Origin of the sequence: Enterococcus infantis (assembly GCF_049166715.1) — a bacterium.
In the GTDB taxonomy this organism is placed as follows: Bacteria; Bacillota; Bacilli; order Lactobacillales; family Enterococcaceae; genus Enterococcus_C; species Enterococcus_C leclercqii.
In genome coordinates, this window is record NZ_JBMHFB010000001.1 from 1 (window position 1) to 22,002 (window position 22,002).

Genomic DNA, 22,002 nt, shown 5'->3' on the forward strand with positions numbered 1-22,002 from the left:
GCAAGCTCCGGTGGAAAGAAAAGCGTTCGACTTGCATGTATTAGGCACGCCGCCAGCGTTCGTCCTGAGCCAGGATCAAACTCTCATAAAAAGTGTTTGAAATGATCCGAAGACCATTTAAGCTCATTAATTGTTTGCTAGCTTTTGCTTGCAATGTTTTGTTCTCTCAATCGAAATTGAGATGCCCTACACATTGGTTCGTTTGCTTGTTGTTCAGTTTTCAAAGGTCTAAGTTGTTGTTACGACTTGTTTCGCCGTCAACTTTTAAATCATATCACGTTGATTTTTAAAAGTCAAGCGCTTTTTTGAAAAAGTTTTTCGCGACTGGCGCGACTTTTTCAATAACAGGTTGTGCTTTCAAGCGGCAACTTCGTTAGTTTAACAGGCTTAGTTGCCAGTGTCAACTACTTTTTTGAATTGATTTTCAAGAAGTTTTCTACGAGACTTTCTCGTCGTCAACGTTGATTAATTTACCATTTCTTAAAGAGCGGGTCAAGCCTTTTTAGTAATCTTTTTTTAGCGCAATTGTCGTCTCTTTTCACATTGCAAAAGAATCATTCGCCTTTGTCCCGCTTTCTTTAATAAACAGTCACAGGTCTTGCGAGATATCTGCCAAAAACACGAATGGATTTCTAAGATACTCTTAAATCAAACAGCTTTATAAATAAAAAAAGTTCTTGTCCCAATATGAGACAAGAACCAATGGGTGCAGTTTTTCTAAAAGTAAGGCACGCCTTCAATATCATAGTTGCGAATGATTTCTCGGAAACGTTGGGGCTCTTCCCAGTAGAAATCTTGGGGTAGCTCGCTTTCCAGCACGGCTTCTTGCGCTTCGAAAACAAACAGAGGGACATTTTCATGGTCGATTTGGCCATTTGTCAATTCCACCAAATCAATTTTTTTCACATCAAGATGAACCTGATCTTTCAACATTTCCAAAATGTTGGCAAGGCCAGTCTTCTCGGCAATGAAATCGGTAGAGGCCAATTCCAAGGTCTCACCGGTGGAGTGTACTAAGAAACGTTTGGCGCCGTCTTGCAGATGCAGTATTACAGTGCCTGCGACTTTTTTGTTTTCCACGATACCACCTCGTATTTTGTTTATCCTTGCTGTTCAATTTTAACATGATTTCTGAAAATGTACATAACTATTTCTTTGTGTTTTCATTACGCAGCGTGGTCAGTGCTTCTTCTACCCATATTGGTAACTGTTTTTCTACACTTCGAAATCCGATTTTTTTATTTTTATTCGTAAAGTAGCGTTTGCGATGGGGACGATTTTTAATCTGTTCACCGTCCAAACTGCGACGCGACAAACTGATTTTTTGAGAGTATTCGTCAATGTCGATAATCTGCACGCGAACCTTGTCGCCGACTTTGACAACCTCATTGATATTTTTGGTATAGCCGGATTGGATCTCGGATACATGAATCAATCCCTGAGTTCGCTCGTCCAACGCTACAAAAGCGCCGTATGGCTGGATACCTGTTACGGTCCCTTGAATGATCTGGCCGATTTTATAAGTCATTTTATTCCCTCTCTTCTACTTTTTTCATTATACTGTAAGTGTTGAAAAAAAAGAAGTTCGTTTCATTTGCAGGCGAACTTATACAAGAGCTTACAGGAGGCGCAGACGATGACAAATTTTGATCGGCAGTATTCCCGCGTGGGGACAGATAGCGTGAAATGGGACAGTATCCGTGAAACCTACCAGAAAGACGACTTGATTCCACTTTGGGTCGCAGACATGGATTTCATGGCACCCCAGCCCGTGATTGAGGCACTGAAAGAGTATACAGTGGCCGGCATCTTTGGTTATAGTATTTTTCCTGAGTCTCTTTACGAAGCAGTCATCACCTGGGAAGCTGAACGTTACAACTATTCATTAAAGAAGGAAGATATTCTCTTTTCTCCCGGTGTCGTACCTAGTATCGGCGTGGCGATTCAAGCTTACACTGCTCCCGGTGACACCGTGCTAATTCATGATCCGGTGTATCATCCTTTTGCTAATATGATCAAAGCCAACGGACGAATCGTCTCTGCTTCTCCGCTAGTAGAAAGAAACGATCACTTTGAAATGGATTTGGCAGATATGGAAGCACGCATCGTTGCTGAAAATATTAAACTCTTCATCCTCTGTAACCCCCACAATCCTGGTGGTCGTGTCTGGGACAAAGAGGAATTACTGGCAGTTGGCAAACTCTGCCAAAAATATGGCGTTACTGTGATTGCCGATGAAATTCATCAAGATTTGGTCTTTGCTCCTCGTCAGCATATCTCCTTTCAGACGGTAGCCTCAGATTTTGCTGATTTTTCTATCATCTTGACCGCCGCAACCAAGACCTTCAACTTGGCAGGAATCAAAAATTCAATGGTGTATATCAAAGACAAAAAATTACGTCGTGCCTTTAAAGAGGTGCAGGAAATGACGGAGCAAGCGACAATTTCCACCTTTGGCCTGATTGGTACTGAAGCTGCCTACCGTCATGGAGGCTCGTGGCTAACAGAGCTCTTGTCTTACTTGTCGGAAAATAGTCGTTTTACCCAAGAATTTTTAGCCGAGCATCTCCCTCAAGTAAAAATGATGCCTCCTGAAGGAACCTACTTGGCTTGGTTAGACTTTTCAGAATTTGGCTTAACCGATGCTGCTCTGCAAAAACGGCTGGTGAAAGACGCCGGCGTCGTTTTGAATGCCGGAACACTCTTTGGCAAGCAAGGTAGCGGTCACATGCGTCTGAATCTGGCCTGTCCGAAAAAAACATTGGTAGCTGGCTTGCAACGAATCGCAGCCGTCTTCGGTTGATTGCTGATTTTACTTTCCAAAAATTGATTCAAAAAACATTGCTCCGTATCGGGGCAGTGTTTTTTATTTGTAGATATTTCGGGTAATAATTAAGTAAGCACTGGAAACTTTACAAGCACCTGCTAACCTGTCGTAATTTTATCAAATAAATTAATATTATTAGGGAATTATTGATATAATTGAATTGTAATCATTAAACATCAAAAGCAACTTCAACTAGAGAAGGGAAGTCAACTCTTACAGACTTGATGGCTATTGAGTATTTTGTCTGATGCTGGTTGTTGCCTGTACGAGGCTTTTTGCAGGATCCATTAGGCGCGTAGGAGTTGTTGTAACAATTAGATTGCCAATCTATTACACCAAACACCCTGTTTCATTATTTTAAAAAAGGTGGTTGTTTCATGAAATCTATACAAGCATGGCTCTTTCGTCTCGCCTTATATACAGCGGGTATCTTTATCCTGGCCTTAGGTACCGTTCTTTTTACCTGTTGTCGTCTAGGTACCAGCGCTTTAGTCTCCGTCCCTTTTATTACCGCCGACATCACAGGATTGACGTTGGGAACAGCCACCACACTGGTCTTTGGTGTCATGGTCATCTTGCAACTGTTTTTACAGCGAAAACTCACACTCAAAACGTTGCTACAGCTCCCGTTCTCCTTTGTTTTTGGCAGTATCGTTGATTTTTACACTCTCGGCTTGGGTTTGGCCCAATTTCAACCAGAATCTCTGCTGTTTCGCATCCTAGTACTTTTTTTAGCGACTGCTGCTACCGCTACTGGTGCTTTTTTTATGCTGCAAGGCAATTTCATCATGAATGCACCAGATGGCGTCGTCGCTTTGTTAAGCTTGCAGACTGGCAAAACTTTTGGACAGATGAAACTCCGGTTCGACTTGGTCATGATCCTGACGGCCACCCTCCTCGGATTGCTCTTTTTGGGGCGACCAGAAGGAATTGGCATTGGAACATTGTTTGCTGCATTGACTGTCGGACGGGGCATTCGACTTTGGGAAACAACTTTTTTCAAAACAGCGCCCACAGCATCTGGTGACTGTTCCGCGACTATTGCAACAGAAGAGTTCGATCCTGAGCTTTAACCATTTTTTCTTAACTTATTGATAGATAAAAGGTTGCTGATTCCTTTACTCTTTTTACCAAGTTTCTGCAGCAAATGAAAAAGCTGGCTAAGAGCGTCCTTCTGCTCTTAGCCAACTTTTTTTAGTGCACTTGTTCATTAAACAACGCCAGTACTTGTTGAATTTCTTTGTCCCAAAACTTCCAATTATGGTTACCAGGAGCTTCACTGTACTGATAGTTTTGGAATTCTTCTGTAAAATGAGTTTGAAATTTACGATTTATATCTAGTAAAAAATCCTCCGTACCACAGGATTGATAGAGGACTAGTTTCGCAACGGCTGAATTATGATGACGGATTATTTTGTTCAAATCATCTGGCCCCCCTGCCAACTTTTGCAAAGGTCCAAAGATTCGCGTAAATCTTTCATCACGACTGGGGTCATTTTGCCAAAGGGACACGACATCCAGTGCACCAGATAGTGAGGCTGCCCCACAAAAACGCTCTGGATAGGTAAATGCCCATTTGAAAGCCCCATATCCTCCCATCGATAGACCCGCTACAAACCGCTCCTCCGGCTTTTCTGAAATTGGAAACCACTGCTGAATAAAAGCTGGTAGTTCTGCTGTCAAAAAATCGAAATAGCGCTCGCCATCGTGCATGTTGGTATAATAGCTCAATTCTACTTGTGGCATGACAATGACAAAAGGATAATCAGCAGCATAACGCGCCAAAGAAGTATTATCCAACCACGCATTGCAATCATCCGACCAGCCGTGGAGTAAATATAAAACTGGGTAAGACGATCGCTTCATCTCGGGCAGAAAAATATTGCAAGCTGTTGTTTTTCCCAGCACTTCCGAGCGAAATGTTATCCGACTGATACTCATCAAAAAGCCCCCTCAACTCACTAGTTTGCTACTATATAATACATGGTAATACTGTAGCTATGTAGCGGAGCAGTTTTTCGCTGCTCCAATAAAATAAACAATCCTATGCTAAAGTGTTTCTTACAAAACGTATTGAAATAGGTTTTCATTGATTGCTCTATGTCCATCCCTACCCATCTCAATTCTCAAGAAAATGAATCTCCGGCCACAAAGGTGGTGTAAATTACTTCATCTTCTGTGGACTCGCCTTTGATCAGCTGCATCAGTTTTTCAGCAGCCACCATACCCCATCGATGTTTCGAATAAGAAATCGTGGCTAAGCGTGGGTCCATAAAAGTGCCCAGCTCAATATTGTCAAAACCAATCAGACGAATTTCTCGGCCAATCTTTTCTGGACGATCTGAAAAGTACTTATAGATCCCCACTGCCATTTCATCGTTAAAACTGAAAATATCGACGGGAAAATCTGGGTTTTTAGCCATGATAGTTTCCGCTGCTCGGTATCCGGAAGGTTCCGTAAATTCTCCAGGAATCACTTCATAATCTATGCCAAAGCGTTCCAATTCTTTAATACTCGTCTTGTATCGCTCTTGACTGTCGTAGCCATCAGCCCCTGTCACTAAAAAGACTTTCTGAGAACCGGATTCTGCCAATTTGCTGATTGCCAAGGTGGAACCACCTTTATTGTCCAACAATACTTTACAGACAGATTTGCGATCGATTTCTCGGTCCAACACAACTAGTGGATGACCTCGATCTGCTAAAAGATTGATTTCCTCTGTTTTAAACGTCCAATCTAGAATAATCGCGCCGTCTACCATCCTCTCGGGAATAAATAGATGAGAGCGTTGACCGCTACAAACAATCATTTCATAATCGAAAGTAGCGAGTCCCCGTTTGATCCCATCCAACAGCTCCCCATAGAAACTGCCGCCATAATCAGCTAGATAAACGCCTACGATATTGGTCTGTTGTTTCTTCAAAGTGCGGGCCGCCATGTTGGGAACATAGTTCATCTCGCGAGCGATATCCTGAATTCTTTTTCTAGTCTGCTCGGTTACTTTCGGACTGCCATTCAACGCATAGGATACCGTTGAGATGGAGACACCGGCAGCTTTTGCGATATCTTTGATTCCCACCATGGGTTCCACTCTCCTCAAATCATGATTTGTTTCATCAGATACAAATGACAAGTTCGTCATCATCTTTCAACTGCGCCGCCAATACTTCTTTAGCAACGGCCATCCCACCAACACGGTAAGGATTTTCCAGTAATGTTACCGGCAACTCATTTCCATTCAAGAGTACAGTTCGTTTTTCACCCGTCAGTTCAAAACGAATCGTTACTCTTTTACCTGCCAAATGGTAATTCATCGTCAATTGATCCAATTCTTTTGGTAATACCGGGTCAAAGATATAGTGCACCTGATCGAAACGAATTCCCAAAACATTGCTCAACAACTGGTTCAAATAGATCCCTGGACCGCTGGAATAAATCCGCCAACCGCCTTTCACGTTAACGCTGCCATCTCTAAGTTTATCAAAGTTTTCCTGTGCTTCATACCTCGTTTTGAAATCCCCATCGGAACTGGAGAAATAAACATTCGACTGTCTCAGAGAAGCATTGGTCACTTGTTTTTGCAGCCCAATAGGATTGATTGTCTGCAGCGCTTTCCAGGTTTCTTGCTTCTTACCTAATTTAGCCATCGCCTCAGTAAAGCGGATGTGGGCATGGACGTATTGCAGGCCGATTTCTCGACCAAAATTGGCTGCTTGTTCCGCCCGTTTGAAATAGGTGCTGACTCCACCTTTGTAGCGGGCCGGGCGATTCATCAAGCGTACACCATCGGGAAATTGCAGCTGTTCTTTAATCACAGCTAAATGCTGCTCCGCTTGTTGCGGTGTCAACAGTTCCGCAATCATACTACGAGTCATGGGCAACAGTCGATAGTTGATGCCCGTTTTTTTGTCAGTTGGGTGGATAATAAATTCAAAGTGGTCCCCGTCTTGCAAAACAAAACCGGGTAAAATCTCATCTGAAAGAATATAACGCTCATAATCTTCTTTAATATGGGCGGCCAATGTCTTCAAATGAGCTGCATAAGAACTGTCAGCAGCTTCTAAGACCGAGGCAAGTTTAGTAATTACTTGACAGGTTAAAGCCACTGTCCAACTAGAAGCCATTTGTTTTTTTAGTCGTGCATCGTTTGGTTGCAATGTGTCATCCCAATCCCCATCACCATAACAAGAAAGATACGTTCCCGGAAGAAAGTGATTTTCAATGTAAGCAACTTCTTTTTTCACATGATCTAATAAGGAATACTGCTCCAGTGTTTTGGCAAAGGTACTGCGTTCTGTATAAGGAATCTGCTTTTGCAAAATACTCAAATCCCCCGTATGTTCCAAGTAATCGGCCACTACTTTCATTGGCCAGACAATCACATCCCCGTGACTTTCATCTGCTTTTTGCTTTTCATACCGATCGAACATAAACCATTGTGGCCAATTTCCGTCATCGGCAAACTGATTCGCAAACAATTTTCCAATAATGTCCGCGACAATCTCCGGGCGATCCAAGGCCAAAAAGAATTCTGTCGGGCCTTGGGAAACATCTCGCGTTCCCCAAGCTGCACCGCCGTATTGTTCCAAGCCATGCGGGGATAAATAGTGCACCAACATATTGTGAGTGTACCAGCGGGATAATGTATTGAAACTAGCCACTTCTTCTGAAGGATGTGCTAAGTGAAAACCTTGCAACAGCTCATCGATAAATTTCCGGTAACAAGCTTTCTCGTAGGCAGCCGTTGTCGGTTTTTCAACAAAGGACGCACCAGTTAATGTTCCTTGAATAGTCATTGACACCTGATCAGTTTTCTCAAATAAAAGGCCAATCAGCTCGCTGTCTGCTTCTGAAACTCCTAAAATACTTTCATTTGTTCGTGTAAAGGCTGGCGCGGCTTTCAAATAATAGGTCAGCTCTGGATAGGTTTCGTGGATTACCGAATCGCTGGTAGCCGTGATTGTCAACAACTGATCTTGCTGCTGCAGATCATAATGCCCTTGTTCATCACCAGACATCAGCAAATGATTGGTGACCAAAATATCGTAAGTCTTTTGACGTTTGCTGGTAAAGGTAGTTCGAATTTCGCGACCATCTGCGACTGTATAGGTTTCGATTTTCAAAAGATCGTCTTGGTATTTGTAATACCAAACAGCGGAATTCAAGCCCATTTCAAACAGCGAGGCCAGACCTAAAAGACGCCAGCTGCCAGCTTCTTTCAAATAGATTCGTTGACCGGAATGCGTCATAGCATTCAGCGCATTGCGACTGTTACTCAATAATTTATTCGAGCTGGTATTTCCCAAGACAATTTGCGAATTGAACAATCCCTGCATATAAACCGTAGTACTCATCAACGGCCGATCAACAGTAAGGTCCATACCACTCAACAAAATATGTCCATGAGATCGTTCCATCTGTAGTTCTTTTTCTTGAAGCACCACATGATGATGCTCTGGTGTAAAGAATGCTAGTCGTTTTCCCGCTTGTTCTTCGGTAAACAGTCGTTCTGGAAACAGAGCATTTACCTCTGCTTCAGTCATCACGTCACCGGCTAGAACCGCCCCTCGTTTCGTCTGCTTTTCACTAACAATATTGCCCGCCAAATCTTCTTTAGAAAATGCTGGTATCTCTTCAAGGGAATTCTTTACATTAGCAATAGGGAGCAATGGTTCGGTAACGGCCTGTGGGTGATCTGCTGTAAAGCTGCCGTAAAAGACGAATGTGCTTGGCTCTTGCAGCACAAACTGCTCCGATTGCAAGGCAATATAAGCAAATTCATATTGATAGACTTCATTTGCTAGCTCTTCTTGCACTAACGCTTTAGGGATGCCTGTACGGACATATTCTTTTCCAAAAAATTGATAGCCGTCAGTTGCAAACGCTTTTACACTACCCAATGCCCCTAGCTGAACAGCTGGAAAACGTCCATCTTGTGGTTGGTTCTGTCTGGAAACAAGTAGTGGACCTTGCGCTGTGTCCACTACTTTGTGGTCAATGTATTGAGAAACGTACGCCTCGTTGGATTGAACGGCCCCTTTTGCGGCATTCCCGAGGTCTTGTCCGCAGATCAGATCTGCCGTTTCGCCATTTCCTTGTAAGAAAACCTGCCAAAACCAACAGTTTTCCTTTCCTAAAACAAAACGAACTTGGTAATTGACCTGCTGAAAGCTGCCATCCCACAGCAAAGCATTATCTGTTACCGTCAGATAACTAGCAGAATTGGACCCTATTAACGGTGTACTTTTGATGCCATCAGTGGTGTATAGACGAAGCCAAATTTGATTCAGACTGCCGTCTAATGGGTTACCGTTTAGTTGATTGATCATGATGCCATCAGCCGACAACTCATAAAGGTCACCGGTAGTTAGAAAATCAGCCGTTAGTCGGCCGTTGTGCAAGTTGATCATTGTCATGAATTTTTTCACTCGTTTCCTATTTAGTCAAGATGATTTCAGTGGCCAACAGGTCGCGACTATTGCCGCCCACCATTACCGTAAATCTGCCGGGGTCACTGGTCTTTTGTTGATTACTATGAACGTATTGCAGCAATTCATCTTTAATAACAAATTCTGCCTGGCGACTTTCACCGGCTGGAACCGCCAACTTTTGAAATCCTTTCAGCTCTTTCACTGGTCGAACGACTTCGCCTACCAGATCTCGGAGATACAGTTGGACGGTTTCAATACCGTCTACGTCAGAGTCATTGTGAACCGTGACTGTAACCTGAATCGACTCATCTACAGTCATGGTTTTATGATCCACCGTTAGCTCCGAGTAGACAAAGTGACTGTAACTTAATCCGAAACCAAAAGGATATTTCGCGTAATTACTGCCGTCTAAATATTTGGAAACATATTTTTCCTCTGGTGCCGATTCATATGGGCGCCCGGTATTGTCCGGATTGTAATAAACGGGCACCTGACCTACAGATTCCGGGAATGACATGGATAAACGACCAGTGGGATTTACGCTACCTTCTAAAACATTTCGCAGGGCATTGCCGGCTTCTGTACCGGGAAACCAAGCTTCTACAATCCCTTTAGCCGCATCCAGCTCACGTAAATCCAGAGGTCTTCCGTTATACAAGGTCACGATTACATTGCTATTGACAGCAATTATTGCTCGGAACAAGTCCAACTGCGCTTGAGGCAGCCGGATATCTGTTACGCTGGCTGCTTCTCCGCTCATCCAGTCGCTTTCCCCCAAAGCAACAATCACCTTATCCGCTTTTTTTGCCAACGAAACAGCTTCTGTGATGGCTTTTTCGGAAGGATCAAAATAGTCGAACAACGCGGTGCCTAACAGCACATTTTTCCGACCTGCAAAAGCTTCTGCCAATGAAACAGCTTCATCTTTTTTCCCTTGCCAGGACCAAGCGCCCAATACATCTTTGGAGTAAACGCCAGGGCCTACCAAGGCAATTTTTTCATTTGGTTGTAACGGCAGTACATTGTCATTTTTCAATAGAACGATTGCTTTTTCAGCAATCTCGCGGGCCGCCTGTCGATGTTCTTCACAAAGAATAACGGTGGCTTCGGCTGTTTCATCGGCTCCTCGATAGGGATTTTCAAAGAGACCCAGATCATTTTTAAGCTCTAAAATTCGCAGCGCCGCTTCATCAATTAACGCTGCATCAATGCGCCCCTCATCAATCAACTCTTCCAAATAGCGACTGTAACAAGAAGTCATCATCTCGATATCAACACCGGCTGTGATAGCTAATGCGGCTGCTTCTTTTTCATTTTCAGCTACCCCATGAGGAATCAGCTCCTGGATTGCCCCCCAATCGGAAATTACCACACCGTTAAAGCCAAAATCGTCTCGCAAAACGTTACGGAACAACCATTTATTTCCAGTCGCGGGAATGCCATCTACGGTATTAAAGGAAGTCATTACCAATTTTGCTCCCGCCGCCAGTGCCGCTTGATAGCCTGGCAGATACATTTCTCGTAACTGACGTTCAGACATGTTGACGGTATTGTAATCCCGTCCGCCAATCGCTCCGCCGTATGCTGCAAAATGCTTCACACACGCGGCAACTCGCTGAAAATCATGGGTCAAGTCTGCTCCTTGATACCCTTTCACAAAAGCTTCAGCAAAGCGACTATTCAAAAATGGATCTTCCCCTGTTGATTCCATCACTCGGCCCCAGCGAGGATCACGCACCAAATCCACCATTGGCGAAAAAGTCACATGTAATCCCGATACCGCTGCTTCTTTGGCTGAGATTCGCGCCATTTCTTCTGCTGCCTTTAAATCCCAAGTAGCTCCCAGAGCCAACGGAATTGGAAAAATCGTACGGAAGCCGTGAATAATATCTGCCATGAGCAGCGTTGGGATATGCAGACGATTGTTGGCCATGTAGGCTTTTTGAACGCGGATTGCTTCTTTAGCACCAGAGATACCCAATGTTGAGCCGGCATTGTTGATATTTTCTTCTGATAATCCCAGATCACTCATGGGTCCCGTCTTCTCTTCTGCTTTTTCAGAATAGAACGCTGCCATCAACTGCAAAAGCTGATCGATTTTTTCTTGTCGTGTCATTTGTGACAAAAGTTCATTTAATTGTGTCTTTTCCATGTTTTTTCACCTATTCATTTAGTTTGACGGTCATTGCTAGCGGAAAGTGATCAGAAGCAAAGCGTCGATCACAGGCATCCGTTAAGACAGCCGTTTTATTTACAGTAAAACCTTTGAGATAGAGATAGTCGATTTCCTCAAGCTGGGACCAAGGACGCTGATAGTCAAAATCTTGGAAGGTGCCGTCGGGTCCATAGTGAGACTGCTCACTGAGGGTTTTCCCATTATCGAAATGCTGTGCCACCAAATGATGGACATTTTCTTCAGGCAAAGCATTGAAATCTCCTAACAATACCGTGGGTAGCTCAGCAATCTTCTCTGCTAATTGCTGCAGTATTACCTGCATTCCACTTCGCCGAGCTGCCTCAGAGACATGATCAAGATGCGTATCAATCACTAAAAAGGACCGATCGCTGGCAATTTCTTTAAAGATGCCCCACAAACAGATTCGGGGACAACCGGCTTCAGGGTGAATGCTGGGTCGATCAGGCGTATCAGACAACCAGAAAAAACCGTTATCTTCTAACCGGAACCGCGTTTTTTTGTAGAGAATCGCCAACCCCTCCCCTTGACCATCGCCATCTCTTTCGGCGGCCAAGCAATAATAGTCAGTCAACGTTTTCAAATCTGCCACTTGATTGGGTCTGACTTCTTGAATCCCTACCAAGTCCCAATTATGATATGTCAGCAGGTCCAATACATAACGACTCCGGAAGGGCCACTGCCACGTTTCATCAAACTCTGTATCCACACGGACATTATAAGTTGCAATCTGCATCTTTGTTCAACTCCTCTGTCAGCTGTTTCATTAGTGAAATTTCGCGGGCTAATTGCCGACTTCCGCCACCTTCATGTCCTTTGCCCCAATAGACCGTCAAACTTTTAGGTGCTGCTAAGCGACGATAAGTCACCAGAAAGTCTTTCATGGGACAAGTGGTATCAGCACTAGCAGCAGAAGTAAACACCGGGTTCGCAATTCTTTTTGCGTAATACTTGGTATCAAATACAGCCAGTGTCGCCAGCACATGTTGTTCATCTTCCGGATGCAACAACAAATAGTCGGCAATCGCCCCATAAGAACCGGTTTTTTCATGGACTCGTCGGGAAATATTCGAGTGGCTTGGGACATTTGCCAAGGTTGCGCGAATCTTTTTCCGGCAAATACCATTTAAAAGCAGAGCCAAACCGCCACCTTGAGAGTTACCATGTAAAAAGATCTGGTCATTGTCTAATTCAGGAATTGCGTCAATAACTGAAAACAAACGCATCTGATCAGCTACCAACCGCCGCATATAGCTGTCCTCAGGCGTCAGCAGTCCTCGTACCATGGGTGACTCCCCGTTAGTAGTTAAATAAGGAGCTGTATCAAGAGTTTGTCCCCCTTGTCCGCGATTATCGATTACTAAACAGCCGCAACCAATCTGTGGCCAGTGAGCAAATTCTTCCGCATTTTGAATATGTGTCATATAGCCAAGGATATCCACGACCACTGGTACCTTACCGTGAGTTATTTCCGGTAACAGCAGCAAGCCATGGATTTTTTCACCCTGCAGGCTTTTGAAACTGATCGAAAAACATTTGATTTTAGGTTGTGTTATCACTTTTGGAGAAAGCTCCAGTTCTAGTGGAATGGCAGCCAACTGAGCAGCCGTTTCGTCCCAAAAGCGTTCTTTTTCCAGTTCATTCATTTGTTTTATCCACCAATACTTTATTGAAAAAAAGCAGCTGTAGCCAAATCGTTACTGCAAAACCAACAATAACGTAAAGCATCAGATTAACTTTGATCAAAACAGCAGCCACCATTACCGGAAGCGCCAAGAGAATAATCCCATGTGCTGTGCTGGCCAACAAGACATAGGATGATTCCCGAAGTGCGGACTTAAAAGGTAATGGCAACACACTGTAAACGACTGTCAACACTGCCAAAAACAAAAGCGTCAACGCAGCTATCACTACAGCCAAAAAACCTAGTGAAGTCGATACTCCCATTAAGAGATAAATAATTCCTGCCAAAACAGCAGCCATCGATAAAAGTGTTGCTACGAGTATTGTTCCTCGTTTTAAATTAGCAGCTAACAGACGATAGTAATCTCTAAAGACTGAGTTTCCCTGCTCTTTTAGAAGGCGATCTACACTTTGATACAAGGCAATTAAGGACGGCCCCGTCAACACCAACGTCCAAGCGGTGGTAAGAAATAATAAGTTTAAGATGATGAGATTGGCAGCAAAGGTGAATGTCCGGTAGTACCAGCCATCAAAGGAAAATAGTTTTTCGATCATAATAAGTAGAAGAAGGGCAGCGTGCGGAGGCCACCCTTCTCTTGTCTCCTCTCTGTGACTTATTGGAGTTTTTCGCGGTTTTCAGCCATTTTTTCGGATTTTATCTTCTTGATTTCGTCCCATTTGTTGTTATCCAAGAACTTCTTAAATTCGTCCAAAGTACTGGTAAAGCTGTTTTCGTCTTTGGCACGGATCATTGAAATCACGCTAGCGTTCAACTTGGTTTCAATAGCCTCGTTGGAACGAGCTTCTGGGGTTCCTAAATCCGGATTGATGTTTTCAATCACGAAATGCGGTACAAGCTTACCTTTGCCCCATGCTTGCATCTGAGTCAAAGCAGATTCGGTAGTGACTTTCAACGCGTTGACCCGGTCGTTGTTGAAGTAGTTGAAACGACTGATACCATATTTTTGGTTATAGGCATCATTATCCGTTTTTTCCATTTCTTTAACTTCCGGTAGATAATCAATCTTGCCTTCTTTGTTGTATTCGTAAGTTACGCCTTCAACACCGTATTTGGTCAAGATTTGCCCTGGTTCATCAATCAAATAAGTGAACAGCTCCGTTACTTTGGCTGGATCTTTAGCGTCTTTGGTAATGTAATTGCTCAACCAACCGGAAATCCCTGTTTGATTCATCGTGGGCTTGCGATCAGAAGTACTTTCTGGACCATCAATAGCAATATATTTCGTGCCAGAATTTTTAGTGAACTCCGTAAAGTTGCCCCCTTGACCACTCGTACCGGCTACCAAAATTGTTGCGTATTGTCCTTGTTTAACTTTTTCATCATAGGTAGGGCCATCATCAGTGAAGCTATCGTCAGAGATATTGCCATCCCGATACACCTGATTCAAAGTTTGCAACCAGTTGACATACTCTTCATCCAAGTTGCGATCATAAAAATTACCATCGGCATCTTCTAAAGGGACACCCAAAAAGTCTTGCAACTTATCAGTGAAAGGACCCGCACCATCCCCTACGGTAGTAAAGCCCATCGGTGTCAGATCAGGAAATTTCGCTTTGATATCTTGCATAACTTTCACGAAGTCCGCTGGTTTAGAAACGTCTGGCTTGCCCAGAGCTTCATAAACATCTTCACGGATTACAAAGTTGTCATTTACTGGAATATTGCCACTTTCATAATCTGCAGCAGTGTTGGAGTAGTTTGGGTAGCCATAAGTCTTGCCATTGTCCAGCGAGTACCATTTGAATGTATCCTCATTGACTGCTTTCATAAGATAAGGATCATATTTTTTGGCCAGATCATTCAATGAATAAGCCCAACTATCGGCCTTCAAAGCTGCTTGCCCCGTCTTACTGGTGAGGGTTACGATATCCGGAAGGTCACCGCCAGATATCATCGCGTTCAGCTTAGAGTCATCACCGGAAATAAATTCGATGTCGATATTAAGATCCTTTTTGATCTGGGCAGTAGTGACATCTTTGCCAAAAGGCAGTGCCGTCCAATCGGAATTAATGTACCAACGAATCTTTGTTGTTTCTTCTTTCTTGTCCAATTTCCAAGCTGGTGTATTTTCATCCAACTCGTAACGGTCCTTGATGGAAAAATCCGCGGCTTGATCTTTGTCGCCGCCGTTTCCGCAGGCAGCCAAACCAAGGACTGCTGCTGCCAACAATGTGCCTGTCAGTAATTTTTTCATTTCTTTGACCTCTTTCTTTTTAGTGTTGAAACAGCGCTTTTAGATCGCCGGCGCGCTTTCGGCGGTCCTACGCCGCAAAAACCAAAGTTATTCTTTCACAGCTCCTGCCATCATACCGCCGATAAAATGCTTTTGCAGCAGCGGATAAATGACAAGTATCGGAACTGTTGTAATCACGATAGTGGCTAATTGTACCCCACGAGTCGTCGCTTGAACGACCACATCGGTACTCCCACTTTCCGTCATGGTACTCAGATTGGATTGCACGATGATCTCGTAAATCTTCATCTGCAATGGGTAAAGGGATTCTTTGGTGATATATAATTTGGTGGTCATAAAGTCGTTCCACTGACCAACACCATTGAATAGGATGATTGTCGCTAACGCCGGTTTAGTCAAGGGCAAAAAAATCTTGGAAAAAATCGTGAACTCTGAAGCTCCGTCAATTTTTGCCGACTCTTCAAGTGACGGTGGAATTTCGCGGAAGAAGTTCATCAAAATCACGGTATCATAATAAGAAAACAATGCCGGAATGATGTAAACCCAAAAGGTGTCTAATAAACCCAGCGATTTAATCAGCAAATACGTAGGAATCATCCCACCACCAAAGTACATGGTAATCACTCCAAGAGTCGTATAAAAACTACGGCCAATCAGATGGGATTTACTCAATCCATAGGCTACTATTGAACAAAACAAGGTATGTGTCAGTGCACCAATCACAGTCTTTAAGACTGAAATTCCAAACGCTTGGGGAATACTGGCATCCGAAAAAACTTTTTTGTAGTTTTCAAGCGTAAAGTTCTTTGGCCAGAGGACTAAGCCATTTTGCCCTAAGCCAGAATTGGCAGAAAAAGAAGATACTAAAATGTTCCAGATTGGCACGATGATCAGAAGTGAGAATAAGATCAAGATCAGCGTGTTAAAAAAGTAGAACCATTTATTTTCTTGTGAATGTCGTTTGATCATTTCGTCACCTCCTATAAAATAACCGATTTACCATTATTTAGATTACGGGTCACTCGGTCAGTAATCACCAGCAAAATAACTGATATCACGGAAATACCTAAACCAACTGCAGTTGCATAGGAGAAGTCCCCCTGTGCCAACCCCATGCGATAAACAAATGAATTGATAACTTCAGATTTGCTTTGGTTTTGAGAATTCATCAAAACCAATGTTTGATCCAAATTAGAACCTAGTATCCCGCTGACATTTAAGATCAGATTCAGTGAAATAATTGGCGTTAACAATGGCAAGGTGATTTTTCGGATCTGCATCAGTTTGGTTGCGCCATCGATACGGGCTGCTTCATAAAATGTCGGATCGATACGAGACATCCCAGCTAGATAAAGGATTGTCCCCCAACCGACTTCTTTCCACAAATCAGATAAAACAGCAATCCACCAATACTTATCCGGATCCAAGAGATGATTGACACCCTTATCCATCACACCCAGTGAAATCAACACTTGATTTAAAAAACCGTTAGAGGACAGCCAGGAAATCAACATGCCGCCTAATACAATCCACGAAAAGAAATGGGGAATGTAAGAAACAGTCTGAATGAATTTTTTCAAGCGACCATCCTTCATTTCAAAAATCATGATTGCCAGTACAATCGGGATCATAAAACCCAGCCCCAATTTCAACAAGCTGATGCCCAATGTGTTTCGAACAGCTTCCCAAAAGAAAGCGTCTTCCATGATGATTTTAAAATTGTTCAATCCTACCCACGGTGCCGAAGTGATGGTATCCACAATCGTATAATTCTTAAAAGCGATAATAATTCCGTAGATTGGAATGTAGTTAAACACGATCATAAATGCGACACCCGGTAAAACCATCCAGTGCAGTTGTCGCTGCTTCCAAATCTCAGATAATTTCTTCATATGCTGTTCCTCTCCTACTGTTCACTTTAATTAGCAGACTCCCTTCAAGCTTTCGGTGAAACGTTTCTATAAGCGAGTATAATTCTCGCCGCCAGAAAATGCAACCCCTTTCAGATAAATTTTTTTAGAAAATGAAAAACCGGCTTAAGAAAGCCTATATAAAGGTATTTACGATAGTTCAATTCTGATTTTTTTACTTTTAAATGCAGAAAAAAGTACTACCTGTAAGAAAGGGTAGTACCGCTTTTCTATAGAAACGTTTTTATTTAAACGTTTTCACGAAGCCTTTTTAGTTGAGTCTTTCAATCAGCTTTCGCAAATTCAATAAACCAGCCCTCACTTTCGACAAAAACAGGTCCCCTTCTACTGCGTTTATTACACAGCTTCAGGAGTCTCCTGTTTTTCAATCGCTTAGGCTAATTTCAAATTGTTCTCACTTAAAACGTGAGCAGACAATCAGATTCTGAAAAGACTGCTGCACTAACTTTCGCAGCTTGCGGGTCATTGATCATCCTGTTTCTTAAATAGCAGTTTACTTCTAAGTTAGCGCTGCTTCCTTAGAAAAAAATCATTGCCGCTAGTGTCACTTTCTTTTCAGTTGTTACGGTAAGACTAAACTCTTCTTCCAGAAATCAGCTGCTGTTCCTTGCTCCATCCCCATAATGAACTTTTCCCGCACATCAGGATAGGTCTCAGCTATTGTAGCAACAAAACGCTTGATTTCTTCTCGTTTAGTCTGTTTGTCCACCGGGCAGGGATTGAAGATTACCGGCAGTTTTTCTCGGTTTACATAGCGGATGATCTCTTGTTCTTCAATATAAATCAAAGGACGAATCAAGGTCACCCCGGTTTTGCTCAAATAGCTAACCGGTTCAAAACTATTCAGTTGCCCATGAAATAAGAAATTCATAAAATAGGTTTCCACAGCATCATCTAGGTGATGGCCCAGCGCTACTTTATTGCAGCCCAGTTCTTTGGCACGGGTATACAGTGTCCCTCTTCGCAATTTGGCGCAAAGGGAACAGGGGGAACGTTCTTCCCGAATTTCAAAGACGACTTTGGCGATATTGGTAGGTACAACTTCCAGTTCATAGCCGAGTTTTTCCACAAAATCTTGCATTGGTTGCAGTTCGACGCCGGCAAAGCCCATGTCCAAAGTAATCGGTTGAATCTCAAAGTCAAACCCCAGACGTTGTTGCCGTCGAATCGTATCCAACAGATACAAGAGTGTGGTGCTATCCTTGCCACCGGACATCCCAATAGCTACTTTATCTTTCGGTCGAATCATATCGTGCTTCAAGATGGCCCGCCGCATAGGGTTGAAATACCGCTGATTGTCCTTTTTTACAAAACTCATCGTTAAACTCCTCAACTAATCTAGTTATTCTTTTACAGCTATCAGAAAACGTTGTGTAAAAATGGTTTTCTCACTATTATGTAGTCGATTGCGAAAAACTGCTCATCGCAACCGCTAAACTTTATTACTCTTTAAAGAACGTTGTTTTCAAACTGTATTGCTTACCCGCCAGCACATCATATTGAATCAATTGGTAATCTTTGTACCGTGCGGCTGTCTCCTTGTCAAACGCTGCTGTTTTTCCCCATTGCCCATCTTGCAGATACATTCCTTTTTCAAAAGCTGGTAATTGTTGTTGCAAATCGAGCAGCAGCTGATAAAAGCCGCTGACCTGCTGACCTGCTTGTTGCAACAGCGTCGGAGCAAAGTAAAACGGACTAGACAAATGATCATTGCCCACGCTTTGAAGCTTGCCTTGACTATCTACCAGCAAGAATTCTGTTTCATGCAGCTGGGTGCCATCGTTGGCTTTTTGGATTTCATCTGAGTAAATTCCCGGCAGATGATCTCCCCAGAAAACGACCAACGTCCGGCGCGGCAGTTGTTCCAGTTTTGCGACAAAATTTTTCAATGCAGCGCTGGCATAGGCGACATCTTGCGCATAGTTGGCGATTGAAGAAAGATTGCCGTTTTCAGCTGTCACTTGGTAGGGAATGTTTTCGTATTTGCCACCATAAGGCATATGAGTTTGCATCGTCACCAGATGGACAAATTGGGGATTGTCTGCTGATTTCAAGCAATCCATGACTTCTTCATAGGCTGACTCATCAGAGATATAGGGATTATTTTCCAGTTTTTCGGTATGCTTCATCGTATCCTGATCCAAAAATTCATCAAAGCCTAGTACCTGATAAACGTCCTTGCGCTTATACATCGACGTGTCATAGGGATGAATTGCTGTCGTATCATACCCTTGGTCTTTCAACAAAGAAACCAAAGAAGGCAGCTGTTTTAGCTTAGGTACCAGCAAGGTGTAAGGAGTAGTCATTTGCGGATTGAACAATTCCATGGAAAAACCAGTTAAGGCTTCAAATTCGATATTGGCAGTACCGCCGCCATAGTTTTGTGACAGCATTTGACCACTATAGGTCTTGTCAGCAACTTCATAATAATCTTTCAACGGATCACCACTGATATCCACGCCTTTCAAGCGGTTAGGATCTGAAAAACTCTCGCTCATAACATAAACGATATTTGGCGCCGTTTTGTCATCTAATGGGCTGGCTGCTTTATTGGCGGCTGCCGCCTTTTTCTGGTAATCTGCTACTACTTCTTTAACAGCTGCTTCCGAGTAGCCAGCGGGTTCATCCATTGGCACTACTTTTAGATTGTACAAAAAGCCACCGACAAAACCGACATTGTAATAATTCATTTTTTGTGAGTAGGGAATCCATAATGCAGTATGATTGTAGCCTTTACGCAGCAGATTATTTTCATCATTGAAATTGCTGAAATAACCTAAGAGCAAGACACAGGCCAAAAACATCCCGCCACGGAAAAACTGCTGTTTGCGTGTCAGTTTCAAGCTGCGGATGAACATCCACACCACACCAGCCAAAGAAAGCAGAATCAAGACCAGCAACAGAATAAACAATGGGGTTCCCACCAAATCCTTCATCATTCCAAGATTGGTCACCATTTTTAAATCATCAGGATAAACCGGTTCCTGGCGATAGGTCATCTTCATGTAATCTGCAAAGCCTAAGATTCCGATGAACACACCATACACCACTGCTCCCATCCCGACAGAGCCAATCACCGAAGCAATCACCCCGTACAGTACCAAGAGTACCAGACACCCTAAGAAAAATTTCTGTTCGTGCCAGGAAAAAGCAAACTTCAATGCCAGATCCAGTGACAAATTATTTTGGCAAAACTGCAGATAGAGATTACTAAAAAGGATCAGAAAGAATACTCCACCCCCCTTTAAAAACCAGCGCAACTTGTTATGATTCTTCAACACATCTCGTCATTCCCAACCGTTAAATTTACCAACAAAATCACCAACCGACTTCACCACAAAGTGAATCCGTTAAAAAATCAGACACAAAAACTCAGAAAAAATCGTTATTTTCTCGTCAATAGCTTTTATTTTAGTCTGTTCCTTAGGCCTTGTAAAGCAGGCGGGAATAACCGAAAGCCCTTTTATGAAAAAAACAATTCCTGCAGCGAATCAATAGCCAAAAAAGCGAAGAAAAAACCGATTGCTTTCGGTTTTTTCCCCGCTTCAAAAATGCTTTTACTTTCCAATAAGTCACAGTCGGTCTTGTGTGTTTTAATGAACTGCCAAGTGAAACACTAGCCACAGCCAACAGCAGACCCGTCGATTCTTTTCAAATAAGAACCTTTTTGAAACTGCTCGTTGCTGCATTTGTTGCTGCATTTAGCGAAGCAAGTCCACCTGTGGCGCAGACATAAAATGCTGCACCATCTTTTCGGTAGTCAGTGGGACATCCCCAGCGATCGTATGGGCGAGCACAGCATTGGCACAAGCAAATGACACTGTTTCTGCCAATGTCTTTTCTTGCGCGATTCCCCACAGAATTCCTGCTGCAAACGCATCCCCAGCACCAATCCGGTCCAACACTTGTAACGAATAGGTCTGAGACGTACAGCTCTCAGCTTCTGTGTACAAGAGACCGGTAAGCAAGCTGCCCTTTTCATCATGCCCCCGTTTCGTTCCGGCAAACCAGCGAATCTGATAGGTTTTTAAAAAGGCTTGAATCAATTCTTCTGCTTCAGCCGTTGTAGCCGGCGTCTCTCCAAAGCCCAGCAGCTCCACCAAATCTCGCGTCGAGCCGAAGACTAGATCCACAAAAGGCAATATTGCCAAATAGCGCTGTTTCATCAATTCTCGTTGTCCGGCGCCATCGTTCAAGCTGGGGCGAAAATTGAAATCAAAACACACCAGTTTACCGGCTGCCGCTGCTGTTTCTGCTAACGCTTGTGCAGTAGCCGCCGTTTTTTCGGTCAAACTTAAAGAGATGCCGCAAATATGGATCAAATCCATCTCTGAAACAAAGGCTGACAGATCATAGTCCGTGGCAGCTGCCAAACTAAAGGCGCTATTGCGGCGGTTTTGATAAGTGACCTGTGTTGCCCGCGGACCATAACCTACTTCGGCAAAAAAGCTGCCCAGATGATCACCACTGTATCCAACATAATCTGTGGCAATTCCCAATTTTTTCAGATTGGCCGCTGCCGACTGTCCAAGTCGATTTGCCGGCAGTTTGGTCATTAAGCTGACCTCTTGCCCTAAATGACCAAGGTTACTCAGGAGATTTACGCCAGTACCGGTGAATTCCATCCGCAAATTATTGGTCTGTTCCAAAAGCAAGTATTCCGGCGGCGTCAAGCGCAGCATCACTTCTCCGAAAGCACCGATTTTCATGTTGTCCGAC

The 22,002-nt window shown here is 43.4% G+C and carries 17 protein-coding genes and 1 rRNA gene; 2 read left to right on the plus strand and 16 right to left on the minus strand.

The genetic code is table 11. The features are described 5' to 3' along the window. The 3 genes from ACOMA8_RS00005 to ACOMA8_RS00015 form a co-directional block, all read right to left on the minus strand. Positions 1 to 91, minus strand: a 16S ribosomal RNA gene (locus ACOMA8_RS00005); the annotation flags it as partial. Positions 92 to 717: 626 nt separating this feature from the next. Continuing rightward, positions 718 to 1,080, minus strand: coding sequence for a hypothetical protein (locus ACOMA8_RS00010; protein ID WP_161899074.1), 363 nt, complete (start codon positions 1,078 to 1,080; stop codon positions 718 to 720). Between the two features lie 67 nt (positions 1,081 to 1,147). After that, on the minus strand, positions 1,148 to 1,528 hold the full coding sequence (locus ACOMA8_RS00015; RefSeq protein ID WP_421367337.1) for a CvfD/Ygs/GSP13 family RNA-binding post-transcriptional regulator: 381 nt from the start codon (positions 1,526 to 1,528) through the stop codon (positions 1,148 to 1,150). Positions 1,529 to 1,636: 108 nt separating this feature from the next. On the opposite strand from ACOMA8_RS00015, the gene ACOMA8_RS00020 reads away from it, so the two are divergent. Further along, positions 1,637 to 2,803, plus strand: coding sequence for a MalY/PatB family protein (locus tag ACOMA8_RS00020; protein ID WP_421367341.1), 1,167 nt, complete (start codon positions 1,637 to 1,639; stop codon positions 2,801 to 2,803). A 401-nt stretch (positions 2,804 to 3,204) separates the two neighbouring features. Beyond that, positions 3,205 to 3,900 carry a DUF6198 family protein gene (locus ACOMA8_RS00025; RefSeq protein ID WP_421367343.1) on the plus strand — a complete coding sequence of 232 codons (696 nt, stop codon included), beginning with the start codon at positions 3,205 to 3,207 and terminating at the stop codon, positions 3,898 to 3,900. 121 nt (positions 3,901 to 4,021) lie between these two features. On the opposite strand, the gene ACOMA8_RS00030 is transcribed toward ACOMA8_RS00025, so the two are convergent. From ACOMA8_RS00030 to ACOMA8_RS00090, 13 genes are all read right to left on the minus strand, one after another. After that, positions 4,022 to 4,768 (minus strand): alpha/beta hydrolase, encoded by a 747-nt coding sequence (locus ACOMA8_RS00030; protein WP_161899078.1) that lies wholly within the window; start codon positions 4,766 to 4,768, stop codon positions 4,022 to 4,024. A gap of 185 nt (positions 4,769 to 4,953) precedes the next feature. Then, positions 4,954 to 5,910, minus strand: a complete 957-nt coding sequence (locus tag ACOMA8_RS00035; protein ID WP_421367346.1) for a LacI family DNA-binding transcriptional regulator — start codon at positions 5,908 to 5,910, stop codon at positions 4,954 to 4,956. Positions 5,911 to 5,944: 34 nt separating this feature from the next. Next, positions 5,945 to 9,244, minus strand: coding sequence for a GH36-type glycosyl hydrolase domain-containing protein (locus ACOMA8_RS00040; RefSeq protein ID WP_421367348.1), 3,300 nt, complete (start codon positions 9,242 to 9,244; stop codon positions 5,945 to 5,947). Positions 9,245 to 9,263: 19 nt separating this feature from the next. Further along, entirely contained in the window at positions 9,264 to 11,411 is a 2,148-nt protein-coding gene (bglX, locus tag ACOMA8_RS00045; RefSeq protein WP_421367351.1) for a beta-glucosidase BglX, read from the minus strand. 10 nt (positions 11,412 to 11,421) lie between these two features. After that, a complete protein-coding gene (locus tag ACOMA8_RS00050; protein ID WP_421367353.1) occupies positions 11,422 to 12,189 on the minus strand; it encodes an endonuclease/exonuclease/phosphatase family protein in 768 nt (255 codons plus the stop codon). Next, positions 12,170 to 13,099 carry an acetylxylan esterase gene (locus tag ACOMA8_RS00055; RefSeq protein ID WP_421367355.1) on the minus strand — a complete coding sequence of 310 codons (930 nt, stop codon included), beginning with the start codon at positions 13,097 to 13,099 and terminating at the stop codon, positions 12,170 to 12,172. The genes ACOMA8_RS00050 and ACOMA8_RS00055 overlap by 20 nt, the downstream gene beginning before the upstream one ends. Next, positions 13,092 to 13,691: a YesL family protein gene (locus tag ACOMA8_RS00060; protein WP_161899084.1), complete on the minus strand. Its 600-nt coding sequence runs from the start codon at positions 13,689 to 13,691 to the stop codon at positions 13,092 to 13,094. Before ACOMA8_RS00060 ends, ACOMA8_RS00055 begins: the two co-directional genes overlap by 8 nt. Positions 13,692 to 13,750: 59 nt before the next feature. Beyond that, positions 13,751 to 15,352, minus strand: a complete 1,602-nt coding sequence (locus ACOMA8_RS00065; RefSeq protein WP_161899085.1) for a type 2 periplasmic-binding domain-containing protein — start codon at positions 15,350 to 15,352, stop codon at positions 13,751 to 13,753. An 87-nt stretch (positions 15,353 to 15,439) separates the two neighbouring features. Beyond that, positions 15,440 to 16,321 carry a carbohydrate ABC transporter permease gene (locus ACOMA8_RS00070; RefSeq protein WP_161899086.1) on the minus strand — a complete coding sequence of 294 codons (882 nt, stop codon included), beginning with the start codon at positions 16,319 to 16,321 and terminating at the stop codon, positions 15,440 to 15,442. Positions 16,322 to 16,332: 11 nt separating this feature from the next. Then, a complete protein-coding gene (locus ACOMA8_RS00075; RefSeq protein ID WP_421367358.1) occupies positions 16,333 to 17,244 on the minus strand; it encodes an ABC transporter permease in 912 nt (303 codons plus the stop codon). 601 nt (positions 17,245 to 17,845) lie between these two features. Then, positions 17,846 to 18,601 (minus strand): tRNA 2-thiocytidine biosynthesis TtcA family protein, encoded by a 756-nt coding sequence (locus tag ACOMA8_RS00080; RefSeq protein ID WP_421367360.1) that lies wholly within the window; start codon positions 18,599 to 18,601, stop codon positions 17,846 to 17,848. A 124-nt stretch (positions 18,602 to 18,725) separates the two neighbouring features. Continuing rightward, positions 18,726 to 20,564, minus strand: coding sequence for an LTA synthase family protein (locus tag ACOMA8_RS00085; RefSeq protein ID WP_421367362.1), 1,839 nt, complete (start codon positions 20,562 to 20,564; stop codon positions 18,726 to 18,728). Positions 20,565 to 20,984: 420 nt separating this feature from the next. Beyond that, on the minus strand, positions 20,985 to 21,992 hold the full coding sequence (locus ACOMA8_RS00090) for a sugar kinase (RefSeq protein WP_421367364.1): 1,008 nt from the start codon (positions 21,990 to 21,992) through the stop codon (positions 20,985 to 20,987). Positions 21,993 to 22,002 lie beyond the last annotated feature (10 nt).